Annotated in this window: 27 protein-coding genes and 1 tRNA gene; 9 read left to right on the top strand and 19 right to left on the bottom strand. The window is 40.8% G+C overall.

Annotated elements, in window-relative coordinates:
• Positions 1 to 162: 162 nt before the first annotated feature.
• From A3860_RS02555 to A3860_RS02535, 5 genes are all read right to left on the bottom strand, one after another.
• Positions 163 to 233 (bottom strand) — tRNA-Phe (locus tag A3860_RS02555).
• Positions 201 to 494 (bottom strand): GIY-YIG nuclease family protein, encoded by a 294-nt coding sequence (locus tag A3860_RS02550; RefSeq protein ID WP_081144955.1) that lies wholly within the window; start codon positions 492 to 494, stop codon positions 201 to 203. The genes A3860_RS02555 and A3860_RS02550 overlap by 33 nt, the downstream gene beginning before the upstream one ends.
• A gap of 252 nt (positions 495 to 746) precedes the next feature.
• Positions 747 to 1277: a lecithin retinol acyltransferase family protein gene (locus tag A3860_RS02545; protein ID WP_081144954.1), complete on the bottom strand. Its 531-nt coding sequence runs from the start codon at positions 1275 to 1277 to the stop codon at positions 747 to 749.
• A 90-nt stretch (positions 1278 to 1367) separates the two neighbouring features.
• A complete protein-coding gene (locus tag A3860_RS02540; RefSeq protein ID WP_081144953.1) occupies positions 1368 to 2249 on the bottom strand; it encodes a hypothetical protein in 882 nt (293 codons plus the stop codon).
• Between the two features lie 27 nt (positions 2250 to 2276).
• Positions 2277 to 2513: a hypothetical protein gene (locus A3860_RS02535; RefSeq protein ID WP_081144952.1), complete on the bottom strand. Its 237-nt coding sequence runs from the start codon at positions 2511 to 2513 to the stop codon at positions 2277 to 2279.
• Between the two features lie 250 nt (positions 2514 to 2763).
• Here A3860_RS02535 and A3860_RS02530 point away from each other — a divergent pair, with 250 nt between their 5' ends.
• From A3860_RS02530 to A3860_RS02520, 3 genes are all read left to right on the top strand, one after another.
• On the top strand, positions 2764 to 4020 hold the full coding sequence (locus tag A3860_RS02530; RefSeq protein ID WP_081144951.1) for a site-specific integrase: 1257 nt from the start codon (positions 2764 to 2766) through the stop codon (positions 4018 to 4020).
• 141 nt (positions 4021 to 4161) lie between these two features.
• On the top strand, positions 4162 to 4440 hold the full coding sequence (locus A3860_RS02525) for a type II toxin-antitoxin system RelE/ParE family toxin (protein WP_081144950.1): 279 nt from the start codon (positions 4162 to 4164) through the stop codon (positions 4438 to 4440).
• Between the two features lie 12 nt (positions 4441 to 4452).
• The gene (locus tag A3860_RS02520; protein ID WP_216823358.1) at positions 4453 to 4815 is read left to right on the top strand and encodes a HigA family addiction module antitoxin; all 363 of its coding nucleotides are present in this window, start codon (positions 4453 to 4455) and stop codon (positions 4813 to 4815) included.
• 99 nt (positions 4816 to 4914) lie between these two features.
• Here the strand turns inward: A3860_RS02520 and A3860_RS02515 are convergent, their stop codons facing one another.
• The 3 genes from A3860_RS02515 to A3860_RS02505 are packed head-to-tail and all read right to left on the bottom strand — an operon-like array spanning position 4915 to position 6674.
• Positions 4915 to 5556 (bottom strand): porin family protein, encoded by a 642-nt coding sequence (locus A3860_RS02515; RefSeq protein WP_081144949.1) that lies wholly within the window; start codon positions 5554 to 5556, stop codon positions 4915 to 4917.
• Between the two features lie 18 nt (positions 5557 to 5574).
• Positions 5575 to 6009 carry a hypothetical protein gene (locus tag A3860_RS02510; RefSeq protein WP_081144948.1) on the bottom strand — a complete coding sequence of 145 codons (435 nt, stop codon included), beginning with the start codon at positions 6007 to 6009 and terminating at the stop codon, positions 5575 to 5577.
• Positions 6010 to 6017: 8 nt separating this feature from the next.
• Positions 6018 to 6674, bottom strand: coding sequence for a recombinase family protein (locus A3860_RS02505; protein ID WP_081144947.1), 657 nt, complete (start codon positions 6672 to 6674; stop codon positions 6018 to 6020).
• 256 nt (positions 6675 to 6930) lie between these two features.
• Between A3860_RS02505 and A3860_RS02500 the strand changes: the two genes are divergently transcribed.
• From A3860_RS02500 to A3860_RS02485, 4 genes are all read left to right on the top strand, one after another.
• The gene (locus A3860_RS02500; protein ID WP_081144946.1) at positions 6931 to 7254 is read left to right on the top strand and encodes a helix-turn-helix domain-containing protein; all 324 of its coding nucleotides are present in this window, start codon (positions 6931 to 6933) and stop codon (positions 7252 to 7254) included.
• 1 nt (position 7255) lies between these two features.
• On the top strand, positions 7256 to 7762 hold the full coding sequence (locus A3860_RS02495; RefSeq protein WP_081144945.1) for an RNA polymerase sigma factor: 507 nt from the start codon (positions 7256 to 7258) through the stop codon (positions 7760 to 7762).
• 15 nt (positions 7763 to 7777) lie between these two features.
• A complete protein-coding gene (locus tag A3860_RS02490; RefSeq protein WP_081144944.1) occupies positions 7778 to 8290 on the top strand; it encodes a hypothetical protein in 513 nt (170 codons plus the stop codon).
• Between the two features lie 130 nt (positions 8291 to 8420).
• Positions 8421 to 8762: a SymE family type I addiction module toxin gene (locus A3860_RS02485; RefSeq protein WP_081144943.1), complete on the top strand. Its 342-nt coding sequence runs from the start codon at positions 8421 to 8423 to the stop codon at positions 8760 to 8762.
• A 94-nt stretch (positions 8763 to 8856) separates the two neighbouring features.
• Here the strand turns inward: A3860_RS02485 and A3860_RS02480 are convergent, their stop codons facing one another.
• The 5 genes from A3860_RS02480 to A3860_RS02460 form a co-directional block, all read right to left on the bottom strand.
• Complete coding sequence (locus A3860_RS02480) at positions 8857 to 9126, bottom strand: helix-turn-helix domain-containing protein (RefSeq protein WP_081144942.1); 270 nt, start codon at positions 9124 to 9126, stop codon at positions 8857 to 8859.
• 7 nt (positions 9127 to 9133) lie between these two features.
• Positions 9134 to 9427: a hypothetical protein gene (locus A3860_RS02475; protein WP_081144941.1), complete on the bottom strand. Its 294-nt coding sequence runs from the start codon at positions 9425 to 9427 to the stop codon at positions 9134 to 9136.
• A gap of 32 nt (positions 9428 to 9459) precedes the next feature.
• Positions 9460 to 10539, bottom strand: a complete 1080-nt coding sequence (locus tag A3860_RS02470; RefSeq protein WP_081144940.1) for a relaxase/mobilization nuclease domain-containing protein — start codon at positions 10537 to 10539, stop codon at positions 9460 to 9462.
• On the bottom strand, positions 10536 to 10889 hold the full coding sequence (locus A3860_RS02465) for a plasmid mobilization protein (protein WP_081144939.1): 354 nt from the start codon (positions 10887 to 10889) through the stop codon (positions 10536 to 10538). Before A3860_RS02465 ends, A3860_RS02470 begins: the two co-directional genes overlap by 4 nt.
• Before the next feature lie 223 nt (positions 10890 to 11112).
• A complete protein-coding gene (locus A3860_RS02460) occupies positions 11113 to 11514 on the bottom strand; it encodes a hypothetical protein (RefSeq protein WP_081144938.1) in 402 nt (133 codons plus the stop codon).
• 61 nt (positions 11515 to 11575) lie between these two features.
• On the opposite strand from A3860_RS02460, the gene A3860_RS02455 reads away from it, so the two are divergent.
• Positions 11576 to 11884, top strand: coding sequence for a hypothetical protein (locus tag A3860_RS02455; RefSeq protein ID WP_143773910.1), 309 nt, complete (start codon positions 11576 to 11578; stop codon positions 11882 to 11884).
• On the opposite strand, the gene A3860_RS02450 is transcribed toward A3860_RS02455, so the two are convergent.
• From A3860_RS02450 to A3860_RS02435, 4 genes are all read right to left on the bottom strand, one after another.
• Entirely contained in the window at positions 11881 to 13545 is a 1665-nt protein-coding gene (locus A3860_RS02450) for a type IV secretory system conjugative DNA transfer family protein (RefSeq protein ID WP_081144936.1), read from the bottom strand. The two genes, A3860_RS02455 and A3860_RS02450, sit on opposite strands and share 4 nt — an antisense overlap.
• Positions 13546 to 13627: 82 nt before the next feature.
• The gene (locus A3860_RS02445; RefSeq protein ID WP_081144935.1) at positions 13628 to 13825 is read right to left on the bottom strand and encodes a hypothetical protein; all 198 of its coding nucleotides are present in this window, start codon (positions 13823 to 13825) and stop codon (positions 13628 to 13630) included.
• A 172-nt stretch (positions 13826 to 13997) separates the two neighbouring features.
• Complete coding sequence (locus A3860_RS02440; RefSeq protein WP_081144934.1) at positions 13998 to 14177, bottom strand: hypothetical protein; 180 nt, start codon at positions 14175 to 14177, stop codon at positions 13998 to 14000.
• Between the two features lie 18 nt (positions 14178 to 14195).
• A complete protein-coding gene (locus A3860_RS02435) occupies positions 14196 to 14642 on the bottom strand; it encodes a hypothetical protein (protein WP_081144933.1) in 447 nt (148 codons plus the stop codon).
• Between the two features lie 693 nt (positions 14643 to 15335).
• Between A3860_RS02435 and A3860_RS40890 the strand changes: the two genes are divergently transcribed.
• On the top strand, positions 15336 to 16706 hold the full coding sequence (locus A3860_RS40890; RefSeq protein WP_081144931.1) for a hypothetical protein: 1371 nt from the start codon (positions 15336 to 15338) through the stop codon (positions 16704 to 16706).
• Between the two features lie 6 nt (positions 16707 to 16712).
• Here A3860_RS40890 and A3860_RS02420 read toward each other — a convergent pair whose 3' ends face one another.
• Both A3860_RS02420 and A3860_RS02415 read right to left on the bottom strand, forming a co-directional pair.
• Positions 16713 to 17273, bottom strand: a complete 561-nt coding sequence (locus A3860_RS02420) for a restriction endonuclease (RefSeq protein WP_081144930.1) — start codon at positions 17271 to 17273, stop codon at positions 16713 to 16715.
• A gap of 9 nt (positions 17274 to 17282) precedes the next feature.
• On the bottom strand, positions 17283 to 18158 hold the full coding sequence (locus tag A3860_RS02415) for an AbiJ-NTD4 domain-containing protein (protein ID WP_081144929.1): 876 nt from the start codon (positions 18156 to 18158) through the stop codon (positions 17283 to 17285).
• Positions 18159 to 18271: the final 113 nt, after the last annotated feature.

The raw sequence follows: 18271 nt of genomic DNA, 5'->3' as shown, positions 1-18271 counted from the left end.
ATTCATACTGCGAGTTGTGTGCAGAGGGAGAATGATGTAGCGCCATTAAAGAGCCGCTATTGATTTCGGATCAGATCAAATTGTTGGGGGATTAATTTTCGTCACATATTGGATCAAGCGAAGTACATAAAAAAGCCTCTGATTAAAATCAGAGGCTCTTCGTGGTGTGGGGCGGGATCGAACCGCCGACACAAGGATTTTCAGTCCTTTTCCGCCGCGGCGGATACCGCACCATCGGATGCTTTCAAATATTTTGTGACGTAATTTTTGATTTCTTCTCTTCCCCGACCTGTTTTAAGAAATTTTTCCCTTGCCATTGCTTGTTGTTTAGTAGAATACTCTTCCGTTTGGATTAAAGTCCATGGTCTATAGCGAAGGGTAAAGCCTGTACTTTCAGTGATATTATGCTCACTGAGTCTTCTTTCGACGTTGTTGGAAAATCCAACATAAGTTTTGCCGGAAGAAATTGAATAAAGGATGTAAACGAAGTACATAAAATAAAAAAGCCTCTGATTTTAATCAAAGGCTCTTCGTGGTGTGGGGCGGGATCGAACCGCCGACACAAGGATTTTCAGTGTAAATTCAATGACTTAATTTGGTTTCAGGTGAATTCAAAACACTGATTATCAATTACATTCTTAAAAGCGAATTCAAATAACTTCATCCAAATGGGGCAATTGTTAGACCTATGTTAGACCTGATGATTTAGTAATTTTTGGTTTTTTGGCAAGTGAAATTTGCTATGTTCATTTTATTTCTTTGTTATCCACAACAACTGATACTCCAATCATCATCAACCCCAGTGAAGCAATTAGTCCGCCTATAAGCGCTGCATTCTTATTCTTTGTTGTTAGCCCTGTAAGAGTGATGATGCCACCAACTACAGCCATTCCTTTACCAAAATTTTCGACTTGCTCCGAAGATGGTAAACCCCGCTGTACCCAATTTGCGAAATGTTCACAGTTATTGATTATTAGATTGTAAGCCTTCTCATTAAGCCTGCTTAAGGCTCGCCGAACAGCTATGCTTCTTTGAGTCTCAGTACCTGTGAAACGATTGATTTTTACAGGTACATATGTTCTGACGAATTTAATAAATTCGTCATTTGAAATGAACTTTATTCCATCACCATAATTTGCAATGAATTTATGCTGATTGAACCGATCTTTTCCCAAGTAGATAACGTAGTGATCGAATATACCTAAGTTTTCTTTCCGAACAACTACTGCATCAGCAGGTTTCACCTGATAAGCAGCTACAAATTGGCCTAAATCCATAAGAGTAATTTTTTGTCAAATATCGACTGTCATCTATCTCGAACCAAGGGACTATCGCCAATAGTCCCTCAATAGTCCTTCAATAGTTCCTTAACGAGAATTCAGTTTATTAATCAATTCATCAACTTCTGATATGATTTCCTTGTACTTATCGGGTTCTTGGGTCATTTTAGAACTGAGTTTTTTTAATGCATTTTTTGGCAACGGTTTTTCAGCAAAATCCACTATATGACGCTCAGCAATAGCAAAATATCCTTTCGACGGCACTGGACGTATAAAATCTTTTTCATGAAGCATAAATAAAAGCCTGGCTAACTCATATCTGTAATTTGTATTCCAATGCACTTTTAGCGATTCGTCTTGGTTGTCAAAAAGCTTTACAAATCCGTTTTGGGATTTTATCCAGCCCTTTTCCTTTAACTCACTTGTGAGGAAGCCTGTATCGCACTTCTTTGTCCATTTCAAAAAGGAAATAGGGCCTTGTTCAATTTTCTTTATCTTCTTTGCCGCATTGCTTCCATCAATAGACTGAATCATTTCGTAGAACCCGCTGAGGTGCATTAATTGGTCAATATCGTTGTAATCATAAGACCAAAGACTTGATGTTGATTGTAAACCTTCTTGTACTGCCTTTAAAACTTCCAATGCATCATTGGGAAAAAGCTTGATAATAGAGGCAAACATTCGAACTGATAAGTTCGCTACAGCTTGCTGAATTTTTCTTTTTTCAAAAGGATCCGTTATTAAGGTTACTTTGGAATTAATTGCTACAAGTAGATTTGAAGCTGAGGAAGATAAAATAGGAAGGGGTGCTTTATTATTAGTTGAAAGATGCTTTTGAATTTGCTCAATAAGCAGAGTACCATGTTTTAGAATTAAATCAGCAAGATCATACTTTTTCAAAAGGATTAGTATTTCCTGCTTCTCAGGAGAAATAAAATGCTGCTCAATTATATCTTTAAGTATATCCAATCTGAAAGTAAAATTGCACCATTCAAATTATTCTGGAAGAAATTCCTTCATCTTATTCTCGCAAGCCTCAATAATTTCTTGTTGCTCAGGTTTCATCTGATTCTTTTTAACCGCTAATGAATCAATTATGCCGCTAGGAAACCAATATATAAAATGTGAATTAGAAGATTCGTAATTAAAAGCATCTCTCGTTCCGGAAATAATTCCTTCCATTTCAAAATTTGATGTTCTTATAATTACTTCCCGTGGTTCAATATATTGCATACGTATTGTATTTTAAAGCTAAAGAGATTTTGAGACAGTCCTAAATTTAATATTTACTATCCAATAACCATCTTAGCTTCCATTGATTTCAAACAAAATCTTTAATCACAAACCCCCATATATATTGAATTGAATTCATTTGTATCCAATCGGTTGACTTTCAACCTTTAATAGGCGGCGATAGTACGAAACGCACCTTATGAATCATTAAATTGCCACGTCCCTGCAACTGCACAAGGACAGCAAATTAATGTCTTCTGTAAGTATTATTAGACGCAAAAAACAAAATAAAGATGGTACTTATCCCATCGCTATCCGGATCATTAAAGATCGGTTCCCATCTATTATTACGATTGGCAAAATAGCACTTGAACATTGGGATGATGATAAAAAGGAAGTCAAAAAATCCCACCCTAATCATCAGCGCTTGAATAATCTGTTTCGTAAAAAATTGGCGGAAGCTACCGATAATGCCCTTGATATAGAAACCAAGAAGCCTGAAGCCACCGCTAAAGCCATCCGGCAAAAAATCAAGCCAAAAGCCGGAGTATCGTTTTTCGCACAAGCGGAAGAATACCTGAAAGTAAAAAAGGCGACAAATTATAATATCTATATGTCGGAAAGACCACGGATCAAACATTTCCGTGAGTTTCTGAATGGACAAGATCTCGTGTTTTCAGATTTGACGGTTGGATTGCTCCAGCGTTTTGAAACCTGGCTTAAAACAGTATACAAACCCAAAGGAAAAAAGAAAAAACGCCTCAACGACACATCGGTCGCCAATCATTTCGTAACCATCCGTTCTGTCTTTGCATTTGCAAGGGATCAGGCTGGTGTCGATGAGAAATTGACACCGTTTGGTAAAAAGGGATTTAAAATCGTTTTTCCCGAAACAACAAAGATCGGCCTTTCCCGGACAGAGGTAATTGCCCTTGAAAACGTCGAGCTTGTTGATCCTCGTTATGAACATGCCCGAAAGCTGTGGCTGTTCCTGTTCTATTTTGCCGGAATGCGGGCTTCCGATGCTTTTCGCCTGAAATGGCCTGACTTTCAGGATGGCCGTCTATATTACACAATGGGCAAGAATAAAAAGACGGGTTCATTGAAAGTACCCGATGAGGCTGCCCGTATCCTGAAATACTACGAACAATTCAAGGAAAACAAGAATGATCTGGTGTTCCCTGAATTAAAAGGCGTTGACTTGAGCGACCAGTTTGTCACAAAGCGAACAATCGGTTTCAAGATCAGTGCTATTGATAAATTTTTGCAAGAGCATGTTGCACCTGCTGCGGGGATTGAAAAAAAACTTACTCTCCACATTGCCCGTCATACATTTGCGACTTTGGCAGGCGGGACGGTTGATATTCAAAAACTGCAAAAGCTCTACAGGCATTCAGATGTGAAAACGACTATCAATTATCAACAAAACTTTATTCATGAAGACGCGGACGAGGCTTTGGATGCAGTTCTTAGCAAGACCAAGGCACAATCCGTAAAGCCTGTATAACTGTTTCTATTGGTAGAACATTCTGATTACAGATAGGGTAAAATCATGCATTATCAATATTTTATCACTAAATGAAGCGTTCTTGTTCTGGAATAAAAAAATGTTCTTGTAACCTGTAACGTAACATGTTATATTTGTACTATGATCGTCAGTATTCAGCACAAAGGGCTTAAACGCCTATGGACAAAAAACGATACGTCCAAGCTGCCACCCGATCAGGTCGATAAAATCAGGTTTATCCTGACGTTGCTCGACGCTGCTGAAAAAGTTAACGACATGAACTTTCCCGGCTCCGGCTTGCATCCTTTAAAGGGCGATTTGGTCAATTACTGGTCGGTCACCGTTAAGGCTAACTGGCGGATCATCTTTCAGTTTGAAGATGGGAAAGCATATCTGGTCGATTACCTCGACTATCATTAAAAGGAGACTATTATGCTCAAGCAAGGAATGAAACCGGTGCATCCCGGACAAGTATTGAAAAACCTGTATATGGAACCGCTTGGTTTGAGTCAGGCCGATGCTGCGGAAAATCTCGGCATCGCCCGTAAAACCCTGTCCATGTTGCTGAACGAGCATCAAGGCATCAGCGCGGAAATGGCTTTACGGTTGGCAAAGGCGTTTGATACAACGCCGGAATTGTGGATGAATATGCAGCGCAATTATGATTTGCAAAATGCGAAAGACAAAGTGAAACTTGGAAGAATCAAAATTTTCCGGCGTCCAAAAAAGTTGCCTGCTGAAACGGTGGTTTTAAAAGGCAAAACGATAACACCTGCTGCAAACCACGTTCATTGAATCAGTGCGGTGATGCTCATAACAAAAAAGCCACCCCTGCGCTTTGATCCATCAGGGGTGGCGAAACATAAGGGTACGGAAACATTACGGGCCAGTCGGCTATTTACCGGGCTTCTTCCCGAAGCGGAAATACAGCCCTGCTTGAATGGCATTGATAGTGATATGTTGATCTTTAAAGCCTGTCAAAAAACTAATGCCGTTTCCTGAACACCTGTTGGATAATCCGAATACATAGCGAACGTCTATACCAAATCGATATTTGAATGTCCATTCAATGCCGCCTACAGCCGATAGTCCGGCCTTTGTATAGCTGCTGTCGGTGACATTCACGATTTTCTGACGTTGAATGTTGACATCATAATAATGCTGCTCGGCTTTGAGTAAAACGTCCAGTTGTGGCCCGGCATAAACGGCAACCTTGCCGATATGGTACTTTGCCAGTACGGGGACGGCGATTTGGTGCAGCCGTTCAAAAGCTGTCACACCTTCTTTAACCGAATGACCGACATAGAAAATTTCCGGCTGCAAGCTGAAATGCTTTTTGATCTTCACTTCAACCTGCCCACCAGCATAGAAATAATTATCATCGCTGACCTCGAACAAAGCCGGGTCCATAACGGACGCTTTAAAGTGCGGGAAATTAAATCCGGCTTTAATGCCAATGCGGACTTTGCTCTGGGCGTTTACTTTGCAAACAAGGAGGCAGATAAGAACCAATACATTAAATGGTTTGATAGACATACATGATGATTTAAGGTGTTATTGAAGCTGGATGTTTTTACATTGGTTTTGCTCACAGGGAACAATGATCGTCCCTGTCCAGGTCTTTCCCGTGCAAGTAGCCCTGTACGTGTAGGTCTTGCCCATATACAGGTCGAATGTGGCATACTTGTTATAGTTGACGTTACTGCATTCGGGCGCTGAAGCGGCGGTATAAGAAATCTTTCCCTGAAAAGGGGTGACGACTTTCCCATCAACGTCTTTGACCTCAACGGTGATTTGCCCACAGGAAAAATCATGGTCGATCCAGAATAAATAAGTGTTGGAAGCGACTACTCCGCCATAAGAACCGCAATTGCCGCTGTCATCTTTCTTTTTGCAGGACGACAGCAAGAAAAAGCAAAACGTAAAGAATGAGACAAGTACGGCTGTTGATAGAATACAAGCAGTAATAAGAAGTGGTTTCAGTTTCATGGTATATATTATTTGAGTTGTGAAATATCGCGTAAGAGGCCGTGTACCTCGCTGGCTTGCCAGCCTCGTTTCTTGCCGTTCAGTTTTTTTAGCCCTAACCGGTTAAGCCTCTCGGTTAAGGAGCGCACTGTTGTATATTTCTTCTTCTCTCTTCTGATCGTGTATCTGATCTTTTTCAGATAGGCTCGTTTCTTGCGTTTAAGTGTCCGTATCAGTTTCTTGACATTACCGACGAATTTGTAGCCTTTGTCCCTTTTGGCTTGCAAGGAGCGCTTTGTGTTTTCCCGGTTCTCTTCTAAAAACTTCTCGTCATAAGCAGCCTGAATATGCTTTTGAAAATTATCGGCTGTCGGGTTGTCCATGCTGACAAAGTGAACTTTCTGACGTATCAAACTCGAAATAAAGAACTCGCTACGTCCCAAACGACTTTGGGCCGCTGCCAGCAGATCGAACTCGGGATGAAGCAGGCACCAGTTAACGGCTTTGAGGACTTCCGGTCGTTTCTCATGGTCTTCACCGCTTTTAACCTCCCGGAACTCTTTTACCAGCAAAATTTTATTCGCCTTGCAGTATGCCTTAATCATAGCGCGTTGAGCCAATAGGCCCAATCCGCTTTTGCCTTGCCCCGGCGTTGATACACGGATATATGAAACCGCTTTTTTCATCGGCCTTGCCTTGAATCTGTTCTATTAGTCTCGAAGAAGTATTTTTGAACAAAATCGAATAAAAAATAAATAAGGCAATACAGCGGAAACCCTGCATTTTCAGGGGTTGCAGCGTTTTTGTTTTTTCAAAATAAAACGTTCACCTGTTCTGTAACTATCCTTCATATCTAACCGAACAAATATATTTGCAGCACAATTTAACGGCATTGATTAGTTGCACAGAAAACGATTGTTACTTCACTAAAACTGCGTATCAATGGAAAACGTGCTTATGCAGGTGTGTCGCGAAATGCACAACCTGACCAAACGACAAGTCGCCCACAAAATGGGCATTCCCACGCCTGAATACTACGAGTTGGAAACGGCAAAAATTTCAATGACACGAGAACACGGCAAGGCGCTCGAAGCTATTTACAACATCAAATTCAATTACTTCATTCATGCTTCCGAGCAAATTGAGGAGATAAGAACCCTCCGGGAAATCATCAAACAGCAAAAAGAAGAATTAAAACGGCTGAACCAGCTTATGGAAGGCGGGTATGAATTTATCCATCAGAGCAAGCAAGCAAAGGCCTCCTGATATGAAAGCGCCGGGAATATCGGATCAACTACTCGTTGATCTGCTCGTGAAGAAAGACAGGAGCGCCTTTACCTTTTTGCAGGACACCTATTCGCCGTCATTGCATGGCCCGCTTATCGAGCTTTTGCGAGATAAGGACATTGCTGCCGATGTGCTGCAAAAGGCATTTATTGCCGCCTATTTTACCATCAGTGACCGCAAACGCCGGGGGCAGAAACTTTATACCTGGATGCTCAATATTGCTCTGCGACATGCCATTGAAACGGTCTCGGTGATCGAGAAATGGCCAACTGCCAGCCAGTTGCAAACAGCATCCGGTGGCATAAACGCTCTACTCAATCGAATGGATGCGGGGCCGCGTGAAGTGATCCGGCTGATTTACGACAGGGGCTATAGCAAGGCAAAGGCGGCGTCCCGTTTAAAACTACCAATTTACCGAATAGACGAATTACTGCAAACCGGCTTGCAGGAACTGCAACAGTATCTGAATGCGTATCAGTGGAAATGACCTTAAAACAAAACAATGGAAGTCTTTTCAGAGTATCACAAGAGCAAAGAAACTTTATTCAAGCGTGCCAATGAAATCCTGAAAGATGGCGGCATATACGATATCATCCCGTGTCAAGCAGGGTTTCTGATGTATTACACTCTCAGTGAAAACTGTAGGATTGCGTATACTGTTCTCAAGGGCAGAAATGATGAGGCATTTAAATTCACCATCGGCAACAAAATAGATCCTCAAAATGAGATTGAACTTGTAAAGGGGGACGTCTTGTATTTCTGTTATCAGAGGTCGAAAAAAACTTTCTTTTATTGTCCGAAGGCGCTCATTGGAAAACGCGAATTTAGAATGGAAGCCAGCATAGGTTTTTCCACATATGGCCAAAAAACTGCTATGCTTAAGGAAGGTTTGATTGAAAGCTGCTTATCCTGTGATATTTCAACCTATTACTACAATTTGATACACAACTATAAATGTGACGGCGTTGCCTATCGAAACCGTTGGCGCGAAGAACAATCCGATAATGCGTTCTAAAAAATGTTTCTCGATGGGTAATTGCTCGCAAACTACCGATTACGGCAGCATAGAAACCATACTTACGGAAGGCTTGATTGAAAAAGCGCATATTCAGTAACCAATTTATTCATATAAAAAATACCAAACTATGGAAGCGCCGGAATTTGAAGAAGAATTTATCGACTATGAGGAACAGTCAACACTTGCAGCCAGAACCTGTTTTGATCGAATGAAGGACGCCCTTCATGGCGTTCAGGATATTTATAAGTATTTATGTCGGCACGAAAATGCGGATATACGAACGCTTAAAGTCGCAGACTTATCTTATCCTGGCACGCGTGGCCTATACAACCATGTCGCTCATATCCGGCTCGCAGGTCGATGGATTGAACGGGCAGGATTTGAGCGCGGTGACCATGTGCAGGTCATTACGGTAAAAGGCATGGTGCTGGTCGTGCCTGTACAGATGCCTCCCGATCCAGAAGAATAGGAATAATAGATAACCGATCAAACCTCGTTGTGTGTGGCTTACTAACCCATGCCCCAGTAGCAACCGGGACATTACCCGGTTGCAGGGGCTTTTTTCAAAACGTTTTCTTTTTATGCTTATCCAAATAGGCATTAATGGATTCATAATTATACAGGATAACCTTTTTCATTGGTTGTGTGAATTCAATCTTTCCTTTATCGCGCAGATTCTGCAACGTTGTTTTGCTCGTAATGTTAAGCATTTTCATTGCTTCATCATCGGATATCCACTTGTTTTGTTGAACCGGTAATTTGTTCATTAGACGTTCTGCTACTTTATCAACAAGGGCGTGAAACGCGTCATCTTGTATGCAAATAATGTTCATGTTTAAATTATTTATTTGTTAGTAGGTTGAATAATTCCTCACGATTTTTAAATTGTCGGCGCATCAATGCGGTTAACAGGATACCGTCATTCGACCAATATTGTTCGTAATCTTCACGCAGTTTGGTAATGATCTCCAAAACTTCAGGTGGTGCATCGGTGTACGTACAACTATGCTTCTCCAATAACTGCTGTTCTGTATCTGAAACTGCTATGCGCATCAGCTCTTTGTGGTATTCAAAGGCTTTGATCTGGTTTTCCTGCTTGGTAAATAAATCTTTTAACCGTGTATCATAAATCATAAGTAATGTTTGAATGGGTGTGATAAATGTTACTAGAGATCAAGGCGCAACTGCTTCTTTTGCTGGCGCTTGTCTGCTTCTTCAATAGCCTGCTTTAACTCCTGCAAAGCCTTTTCAAGTTTCTTATTGGGTTTACGCGTCAGGGACTTTTCTACAGCGGTTATTTTTTCCTGTTGCTGTTTGAATGATTGCAAGAGCTCATGGGCCTTTTGTTGTGCAGGATTATCAATGGCTTTATCCAGCATTTCTTGTGTGGCAATTTTCTTCAGGCGCATTTTTTCATTGAAGGTTTTCAACTCGTTCTGCCGTTGGTCGTATTTCTTTTTTTGTTCAAGGATGACAGTCAGGCTGTTTTCTTGTAGCCGGTCAAAGTAATCAGCATCTTGCCGAATGCGCGCCTCACGGATCACCGTCTTATCCAGTTCCAGCTTGCAACCTTGCAAGCGTTCCCTGACCTGTTTCGTCCGTACATTTTTCAACTGGCGTACAAGGTCATAGCTTATACCTGTTTTTTCATCCACTACCATAAAGGGACGCCGCGATTGACTTTGCACAATGGTATAGCCATGCCGCTCGGCAGCGCTGATAAAATCTTTTCCGGTTGTGGTCTGCTGCCAAAGTTCAGTCAATGTATTTTTGATCAGATCCCGATCGTGATTGCGAAACGGGGTGCGCTTTTGTTCCAGTACTTCTTCAATTTCTCGACGTGCTTTTGATAATGCCAGTTTGAAGAACTTGTCCGGTATGAGTTTTCCGTTTTCATCCACGCGCGAATACCCTACGTGCATATGGACGTGCTGTTTATCGTGCAGCACCATTATGCGCGGTTGCTGTGCGAAGTGCATATGCTTCTCGACTATATCCGTACATTTCAACCAATCTTCAGCCCGCATCACAGCGTCTTGGGGTGGATTTATTACTAAGTGGAAAATTTCCTTCTTGGATTTTGTCAATGCACCTTTTAGTGAAAACTCCCGCAAGGCCAGATAAATATTATCCTTGTGAATGGTGCCACGTATATCGAACACTTTGGCGTTGTCGTTCGCGGGGTTGTTCATCAGATACCGGGCCATCTGTCCACCGTTGCCCCGTGTCCGGCCAATTAAAATCATGATGACAGTTTTTTTATCAGGTGACCGGAAAGGTTTTTTATCCCTGTCAAGGTATCGGTCAAGAGTTCCATTTGATCAGGGTTATTCACAAATTTTCCTGAACTGACAATTTGATCCAGAACGTTCCCGATTTTATTCAGGTTGTTTAACTCCATTATCAATGCGGCTTTATCCGGTGCTGCTGTCTGCATATAGGCGGAATCGCCTAACGCCGACTTGCGGATGAAGTCTGCGACAGAAATGCCGGCACTGATTGCGCGTGATACAATTTCATGCGCTTCTTCAATTGTTAGCCTTAACTCAAAACGCTGGCTGCGCCGCTTGTCAGCAGCTTTATATGAACGAGGCATACATAATGTTTTAAGGTGAAAAATTTCAGCCGAGAGGGTAAAGGGAGAACGCAGTACCTCTCCCTTTCAAGATGGCTTGTGCAGGACAGAATGTACGTAACAAGCCACATCTTGAGCATTTATTAAAAAATGCCAATCCTGAGGCGCGGGATGAACACAGGAACGGACGGCTTATACAAAAAGCAACGGCCGGGCCTGTGTCATAACGCGTCAAACAAAGACCTTACTGCTCCTGCCCGTGATCCCTTTTCCGGTGCTGCATAAAAAACTTTATGACTTTATCCAGCTTGGATTGCTGTTCCGGTTCGTAATTCGGCTGATAGATTTGGCGCTTGGGTTCAGCATCAGCTGACAGCGTTCTGGAATCGCGAATGATCTGGTTTACCTTCCGCCAGTTCTGGTATTCCTGCTCATGCGCCGTATACATTCTGTCCAGTTCAACCTTGTGGCGCTTCAAAAGGTTTTCCATTTGTTCTTGCCTTTTGGAAGCAAAATATTTTGAGTAAGGGTTTGCCTGTCGCTCCTTATCGTGTCTGGATAACATCTGTTTGAGTTCCTGACTTTGCATTGTATCCAAATCAATGCGTTCTTGTAGATGTTTTTCAACCAGTTCTTTCGATGTCATAAAAATGCGTTTGAACGTTTAAAAATCTTGTCTGGTTTGACGGTTTCTGTTACACTTGATCATGAGCCATTCTACTATCATCAATGCCAATGAAAACCGTGTCTCGTCCTGGCTAACAAGAGGTGACCGGGCGGACAACGAAAGCTACGCGCTGTTTATCCCTGTGGCAGATGCATTGATTGCCAAACATGCCACACAGCCGTGGAAAAATTCACCGGGTGATTGGTGGTATCAGCGTATGCAATTTGCCATTTGCTGCAAGTTGTCGCAACCCAACCGAACGCGCGAAAGCACGATGAACACAATTGCGCTGTTTCTGGAATGCCACCTGATCAACCTTTATAATGATCCAGAGTTCAAAGACCTTTAGGCAATCCGTTGGGGATGGTGGGCCATCTTCATAAAATACTCATGTGTTTCATCAACAGGCAGTTTCCCTGCTTTCAATAATGCCCGTTCTTCCTTTGTGAGCCATTTTTCATCCAGCGATACACCTTCATAGCGGTTCTTGAAATATGGTGTATCATCCAGCACAACCTTTGCTCGGTCACAAAGAGTGATAACACCATTCATATTGCCAATCTGTTCAGGTGTTAAAAGAGGTATTTTTTCTTCTACATAGGCAATACTGTTAGATGTGCTGGCCTCTTTCCCCTCTGTAAAGCTGGTCGAATGCTGTTCCTTTATGCGTGTTTTGGTGCCCAGTATCTTGGAAAAATATTCCCTCGTTGCTAAATCTCTAATACCACCTATGCACTGTAGAACGCCAGCGTTGGCTAAAAAGACAGTCATGCCATCTTCTCCATATATATCACGCAGGGATGCGATGGACTGCGCATAAATCCACATGCGGATATTCTGCCCGCGGCCAAAAGCAAAATTTCGTTTGGCATCATCGAACCTTTTCAGGAGCGGAAATTCATCTAAAAAGAATTGAACTGGATTGGCTGGCTTTGCATTACAGGCTTTCAAAGAAAGTGCAATGACCATGCGGGCCCAGCCATCGTAAACATCAACAAAGCGCTCCGGCAGGATCAGGTAGACGGTAACATTACCTTTCGCTGACAGGTCATACGGATTGAAATCATTTTTAGAAAGATTGTGGCGCAGTTGCGGGCTGGCAAAAAGCTCGGTTCCATTTTGCGCATTACTGCGAATACTGGCCAAAGTAGCTGCGCTGTCAATTAACCCCAAAAGTTCCTCTGCGCCAATTGAAATAATTCCATCCAACGCGGTATTCTGTTTCATGGAAAGCAAAAGGTTGGTAAACTCATCACCGCTTGTTCTGAGCATTTTGTAAAGCGTGTGCATATTCCGCTCTTTTTTAGGCAAAGCGGTCGCTATATGTTGAAGACAGAGACTTACAACATGCCTTCCTCGTTGCGTCCAGTACGGTTCTTTTGCATTAGGATTATCCGGGATCAGCGCTTGTGCAATGATATTGGTGTTTTCAATCAGCTCGCTTTCATCTTCGAGAAAGATGAAAGGATTAAAGCCTGAGTTTCTAATGCCATGCGTGGCGCGAATCGATGTTTGATCATCAAATGGATCGATGATATAAACGGTTTGACCCATTGCCTTTTGGGCGGATGCCGTAATCTGGCTTAGCTCCCTTTTGATATCCAGTACGAAGTTGCTGCTGAATGGTTGTATCAAGAGGTTCGGGATGAGGTGCAGACTTGATTTCCCGGCACCTGAACCGCCGATTACAATTCCATGCACATTTTTCGTACAGATATAGTCACCGCCGAGCCATACGCCTTCTGTTTTATGAGGATCAGGACGGATGATGCGGGCAAATTCTTCGTCTGTTGACCAGCGGGCGTCATTGGGGTTTGTAACAATGTCAAGTCCATCGGCAACAATCTTCCATTTGATACGGATAATGATAAAGACGACGGCTAACAGAAAAGTGATGAAGATATTAGTTCCATCAGCATTCACGCTGAAACAGGTCATAAAACTGATCAGAAAAAACACGACAATAACGGTCAGTACGTAATTGCGCCTGTATCTCTTACTTGTTGGCATGGTAAAGAATTGAAGATTAGAAAAAGATGTTTAAAAATGGGCGGGTTGATTAGGCCCGCCCGTTACAGTAATTGCGCCTGGGTTATTTCTTGCCCAGATTGTTCAAGGCATCTTTGGCGCTTTTCTCGCCGTAATAAACCTTGCTGCCGATTTGGGTCTTATTGCCTTCGACAGTGATCTTGTCACCGTTAGGGGCAATTTGATACGGCCCGTAATGTGAGTCCGAAGCGCCATTTTGCGTAGCGACCTGGCGGACTGTATTTTGCTGTTTGCTGTTCATGTCTGACAGATTTAAAGTGAATAATAAATGATCATTTGGGCTTGCTTTCGGGCATGGCATGGCCAGTGCGCCTCAAGCGACATTTTTAAAGAATTACAGATATAATTTGTCTGGAAAGTTTTGAATGATTGCCGCTGTCCGGATCAGCGGCCAATACAATCTGGTAGGTGAGCTATGCCATTGGAACTGTTTTTTTGATCGCTTGTTCGATCATGCCTTTTAGCTTTTCGGCTATAGACTGAACGGCTTGTTGAATTGTCAACAGTTCGGCAAGTTGCTGCTCTGCCTCTGAAAATTCTGTTAAGTCGCTTTTTTCAGCGCTACCTTTTGGCTGTCGTGTGTGCTGGTTCATATATGTATGTTTTGGTTTTTAGTTTGAAGCGGTACAGTAAAATTCATTATCCTGATATACGTCATCGATAAACCAGTGATCGTGGATATTGATAAAGCGGAACCTGTAAAACCGGTACTTTAACTTGTCGGGGTCTAAAATCTGTTTTTTGAATTTCACTTTCTGAGCAGCGCTGGCATTCCCCCATTCATCAACTGGTTCCAATCCGATAAGAATAATCGCATCCAAAAGGCCCGGATTGATTTCAGTCAGTTGGTGAATGTAGTATCCTACGATCTCACGGTCGAACAGGAACACCTTTTGAAACTTTTCCCGATGACTTTCCATTCGGATAAACTGGCGCAGGTTTGGGGACAACATACCTTCAAGTTTCTTCACCTGTTTCCTGCCCATCAATACATAGAACGTATTCAGGCAGGAATGGACGTCCTTCACATAGTCGTTTGATCTGTTAAGAGCCGCCATAGTTATAATATTTAATATTATCAATGATTTATTATGGACAAAGATTTCTTGCCTCCACCAAAAGCGGAGTATTTAAGAATTGACATTATGTATATTATGTATTAGGAAAGGTGTCGGCAGTTTAATTTTTTTGAGACTGCCTATTAGGTACGCTTGTAACGATATTGGAGCATCACATGGCTTTTATAGGAAAAATTCTAACGATCAGAACGTGGCGTAAATATCAGAACAAATCGAGTTCTGAAGCGATGATGGCTTACTTAGAAGCATCTGAAGAAATGGTCCAAAAGCTTCAAGAAATCTCATCCCAATCCAAAAACTGTAAAGAACTCAAAGAGAATTTGTCAGCGTTTATTCAGGATCGTCAAAAGTTTAATGAGCATGTTAGTAAACATTGGAGAGGTCCTGAATTTGAATCTAAGCGGCCAATAGTCTAATAAAACCAACCATTACTAAGCCATTTGATCATTATGATGCTAAGTTAAGTACGGTTTTGCTTAAATGTATCAATGAAAGCTGATTACCAATCACTTGTGATCACAAATGTGATAGAGGGTTTTCATGAATAATTCATTCATGAAAGCGGAAATCCTTGTGCGGTCAGCATTTTACAAGAATAATTATTAAGTTTAGTAAAATAGAACCTGACATTACGTTTTAAAAAGAAAATAAAATTTTTTAAAAAATTTCTGCATGATCAAGAATGTAGAGTTTACGAAAAGTGATTTCGAGTTTTTTGAACTCTGTATAAGACTTAAATTTTGTTACGACAATCCTACAAGGACTAAGGACGCCGAAACCTCTAAGGAACTTTACCAAACAATTAGGGATTTGTTGGATCGACCAGAAAAAAATAATGCAATCAAAAATCAATTTTATTCATCAATAATACCAGCCATAAGTAAAAAGAATTTATTGACGTTTTATAGAAAAGTGAAACGTTTAACCAATCAAGAAAGGGTGGCAAAGAAATTCCCAGAAGTAGTAAAAGAAATAAAAGAGAAAATTGATGATTGGCAGACGATGCTTCTTGATAGGCACACCAAGAAAGATTATTACGTTGATCCAGGTGAGTGGGAACATAGAGAAATTCAACAAAGGCAATCAAAAAATTCAAAGCTTCAAAGAAAATCATCGGGAGGTATATTCAACGACGTGCTTAACCCTAGCAATGGAAAATTAGAATCTCAAGAAGTGGAAGATACTAATTCCCATAGAAATGAGAAGTCCAAATTAAATTCAAACACACAGGACATAGAAAATGAAAAGGTATCGGTTCTGAGCGTAAGTTCTGATCAGCATCTTGATATGTTAATCAAAGGATTAAACGAGTACTATAAAGACGCTAATTTAAAGATTGAGCTGAGACAGTTTAATATTTTAAAAGATCTTGCATCTAAACGAATTTCGAAGAATAGCGAAGGTCCCGCACTAAGAAAAAGAATTTTCTACAACGCCAAAGAAAAGCTATTGAGTTATAGCTGGCAGTGGTTCGAGTTAAAGAATGAACATATAATGAAACGGGAATTTAACTGGAATTATACCGAACCTCCCTTTGAATTAAAAAATCAAGCTATGGGGCATATTGATTTCTTAATCAATCATAATGACAATACATTAGGAAAGCAAAATCATTTGTTCTCTGCCGAGTTTCTATTTACTTATAAATACATTTTAATAAAAACGATCCCATCGTTGCAGACAGAAACACATGAATTCTATTGCTTTCCATTAACAGACAGTTGGGATATCCCTTCGATGATTACGGGGCATAAATTGGCATACAACAAAATCAAACAAACTATTACTGGTAGTATTTCAATAATACGTCAATGTGATGTCCTTAAGGACGATAAAAATTTAGAATATGGCGAATTCGACTTCAATGATGCGTCGCTACCGCAATCTGTTCGATCTATATTAGTTTGTCCAATGGAGCTTTCAGTAGCAGTCTTCAAAAACATTAACTCTAATCTTAGCCATCTTCTCAATGAAAGTTATGCAGTTCAGTGGCACATTGAGTCACTAAATATTCCGACAAGCACTGAAAGGGAAGATATGTGACTGCTATTAGTTTTTTTGATATTCTTTCCCGTCTATAAAAATAAACTCAGATAACTTATCAATATACCCGGGTTGTAAAAGGTAATAAGACCCGCTTGCATATTCAAATTGGCCCACATATTTGGGGATGTTAGCCCAGAAAGGAGGGTTGAATTCCTGTTCTCCGGCGGCCTTGGTGACATAAGTAAATCGGCCTTCTATCAATTGAACTGTGGCTATGCCATGCTCTTGTGCATATGTTTTGGCTCCTCCTTGAAATGGGGACGTAGAAAAGAGAATGCCTTTATGTGCTCCTAATGAACGAACTTTATCATTCAAAACCTGAACGATCTCTCTTTTTATTGGTGCAGAATGCCTCTTGCATTCAATCAAAATAACAATGTCACAATTTATTGCTTCAAAAGTTGCCTTTATATCGATTTGATAAGTCCCGTCGTGAGCCTGCATTTTAACATCATGAACGGCTTCGAATTTCTTTAGCCCTTTACCAGCTTCAAGCAAATACTCATGAACAAGTTTTTCAAACTCTTCAGGCGAAATTTCGATATTGTCTGGCATCTTTTTCATGGCAATCGGTTAAATTTTTCTTAGAAGGTTAGCGCTTCTTGCCTTTTCAATTAAATAATTCGTAAAAGCTGAACATGACACTAAAAAGAACCGTGCATCTGAAGTATCAATGTTTTTTTCTTCGAGCAATGCGTGCCGTATCCCATTCTTGTCATTGGTATAGGCATATAACTTTTCAAACCCTGCTTTCAAAACAGGATTTAGAAAGCCACTTTTTTCTAACTTATTTAATGCTTTTCCTAAAGTATTTTCAGGTTCAATAATACGGCTAATGACCTCAACCATACTTATGCTTTCCTTAATGGAATTCCTATAGTCAGGGTTTGGTTTTTTAGAGAACAAATCAATAGCAGCTTTCAGGTGTTCTTGAATTCCAATAATGTGATGTTCTTTTGCGAGGCTCCCAGTTGAATTTATTTCCGCTATTTCGGTACTATTTGTTATCTGAACGAATTTGTTACTAATAATTGTATAGGCCGAATTATGCTGCCTCAGTTTGCCATTAATATATTGAATGAAGTCATTGTATGAATAACGCCCTTCATTTTCATCGAATTGACGCAGCACGAATTCAAAAAATTCGTAGACTTTGTACCAAACGGATTTCTCAATATATTGTTTAACGACATCATCAAACTCATAATCGCGAGGAAAATCATCTAGCGGTTTTATTAAATAATGAACCCATATAATGCGACGTATGGTTCTATAACCATCTTCAGAATAACTTTGGGCGTCATGAAGAGGCTGTAAAATGAAAAGGTAAATCGCATTCCACAGTTCCGTTCGTAAATCGGTACTGATACTATCCACTTGAAATGGCACTTCAACAGGCTCAAATCCGTATCTTTTTCCAAATGATAAATTGTTTTTGTTCGCTGTCATGGTATTGCAATATAATGTTTTTGGTAAAATGCTATAAACTTTATCATGGATTCATCTTAATAGACAAGGACTTAAAAAACAATCCTCAATAGTAATGAATGATTTTATAAAGC

Origin of the sequence: Niastella vici, assembly GCF_002077945.1 — a bacterium.
GTDB lineage: Bacteria > Bacteroidota > Bacteroidia > Chitinophagales > Chitinophagaceae > Niastella > Niastella vici.
Note: the sequence above shows the minus strand (reverse complement) of the source record. Positions and strands in the feature narration are given on the sequence as shown.

Bases quoted from the DNA above. Each gene is read 5' to 3' on its own strand.
- A3860_RS02495 (WP_081144945.1), top strand. From the start codon at position 7,256: ATGAAAGCGCCGGGAATATCGGATCAACTACTCGTTGATCTGCTCGTG.
- A3860_RS02470 (WP_081144940.1), bottom strand. From the start codon at position 10,539: ATGATTTTAATTGGCCGGACACGGGGCAACGGTGGACAGATGGCCCGG.
- A3860_RS02420 (WP_081144930.1), bottom strand. From the start codon at position 17,273: ATGAAAAAGATGCCAGACAATATCGAAATTTCGCCTGAAGAGTTTGAA.
- A3860_RS02455 (WP_143773910.1), top strand. From the start codon at position 11,576: ATGAGCCATTCTACTATCATCAATGCCAATGAAAACCGTGTCTCGTCC.
- A3860_RS02525 (WP_081144950.1), top strand. From the start codon at position 4,162: ATGATCGTCAGTATTCAGCACAAAGGGCTTAAACGCCTATGGACAAAA.
- A3860_RS02465 (WP_081144939.1), bottom strand. From the start codon at position 10,889: ATGCCTCGTTCATATAAAGCTGCTGACAAGCGGCGCAGCCAGCGTTTT.
- A3860_RS02550 (WP_081144955.1), bottom strand. From the start codon at position 494: ATGTACTTCGTTTACATCCTTTATTCAATTTCTTCCGGCAAAACTTAT.
- A3860_RS02515 (WP_081144949.1), bottom strand. From the start codon at position 5,556: ATGTCTATCAAACCATTTAATGTATTGGTTCTTATCTGCCTCCTTGTT.
- A3860_RS02545 (WP_081144954.1), bottom strand. From the start codon at position 1,277: ATGGATTTAGGCCAATTTGTAGCTGCTTATCAGGTGAAACCTGCTGAT.
- A3860_RS02440 (WP_081144934.1), bottom strand. From the start codon at position 14,177: ATGAACCAGCACACACGACAGCCAAAAGGTAGCGCTGAAAAAAGCGAC.
- A3860_RS02460 (WP_081144938.1), bottom strand. From the start codon at position 11,514: ATGACATCGAAAGAACTGGTTGAAAAACATCTACAAGAACGCATTGAT.
- A3860_RS02485 (WP_081144943.1), top strand. From the start codon at position 8,421: ATGGAAGCGCCGGAATTTGAAGAAGAATTTATCGACTATGAGGAACAG.
- A3860_RS02450 (WP_081144936.1), bottom strand. From the start codon at position 13,545: ATGCCAACAAGTAAGAGATACAGGCGCAATTACGTACTGACCGTTATT.
- A3860_RS02535 (WP_081144952.1), bottom strand. From the start codon at position 2,513: ATGCAATATATTGAACCACGGGAAGTAATTATAAGAACATCAAATTTT.
- A3860_RS02475 (WP_081144941.1), bottom strand. From the start codon at position 9,427: ATGATTTATGATACACGGTTAAAAGATTTATTTACCAAGCAGGAAAAC.
- A3860_RS02480 (WP_081144942.1), bottom strand. From the start codon at position 9,126: ATGAACATTATTTGCATACAAGATGACGCGTTTCACGCCCTTGTTGAT.
- A3860_RS02490 (WP_081144944.1), top strand. From the start codon at position 7,778: ATGGAAGTCTTTTCAGAGTATCACAAGAGCAAAGAAACTTTATTCAAG.
- A3860_RS02520 (WP_216823358.1), top strand. From the start codon at position 4,453: ATGCTCAAGCAAGGAATGAAACCGGTGCATCCCGGACAAGTATTGAAA.
- A3860_RS02445 (WP_081144935.1), bottom strand. From the start codon at position 13,825: ATGAACAGCAAACAGCAAAATACAGTCCGCCAGGTCGCTACGCAAAAT.
- A3860_RS02510 (WP_081144948.1), bottom strand. From the start codon at position 6,009: ATGAAACTGAAACCACTTCTTATTACTGCTTGTATTCTATCAACAGCC.
- A3860_RS02415 (WP_081144929.1), bottom strand. From the start codon at position 18,158: ATGACAGCGAACAAAAACAATTTATCATTTGGAAAAAGATACGGATTT.
- A3860_RS02500 (WP_081144946.1), top strand. From the start codon at position 6,931: ATGGAAAACGTGCTTATGCAGGTGTGTCGCGAAATGCACAACCTGACC.
- A3860_RS40890 (WP_081144931.1), top strand. From the start codon at position 15,336: ATGATCAAGAATGTAGAGTTTACGAAAAGTGATTTCGAGTTTTTTGAA.
- A3860_RS02435 (WP_081144933.1), bottom strand. From the start codon at position 14,642: ATGGCGGCTCTTAACAGATCAAACGACTATGTGAAGGACGTCCATTCC.
- A3860_RS02505 (WP_081144947.1), bottom strand. From the start codon at position 6,674: ATGAAAAAAGCGGTTTCATATATCCGTGTATCAACGCCGGGGCAAGGC.
- A3860_RS02530 (WP_081144951.1), top strand. From the start codon at position 2,764: ATGTCTTCTGTAAGTATTATTAGACGCAAAAAACAAAATAAAGATGGT.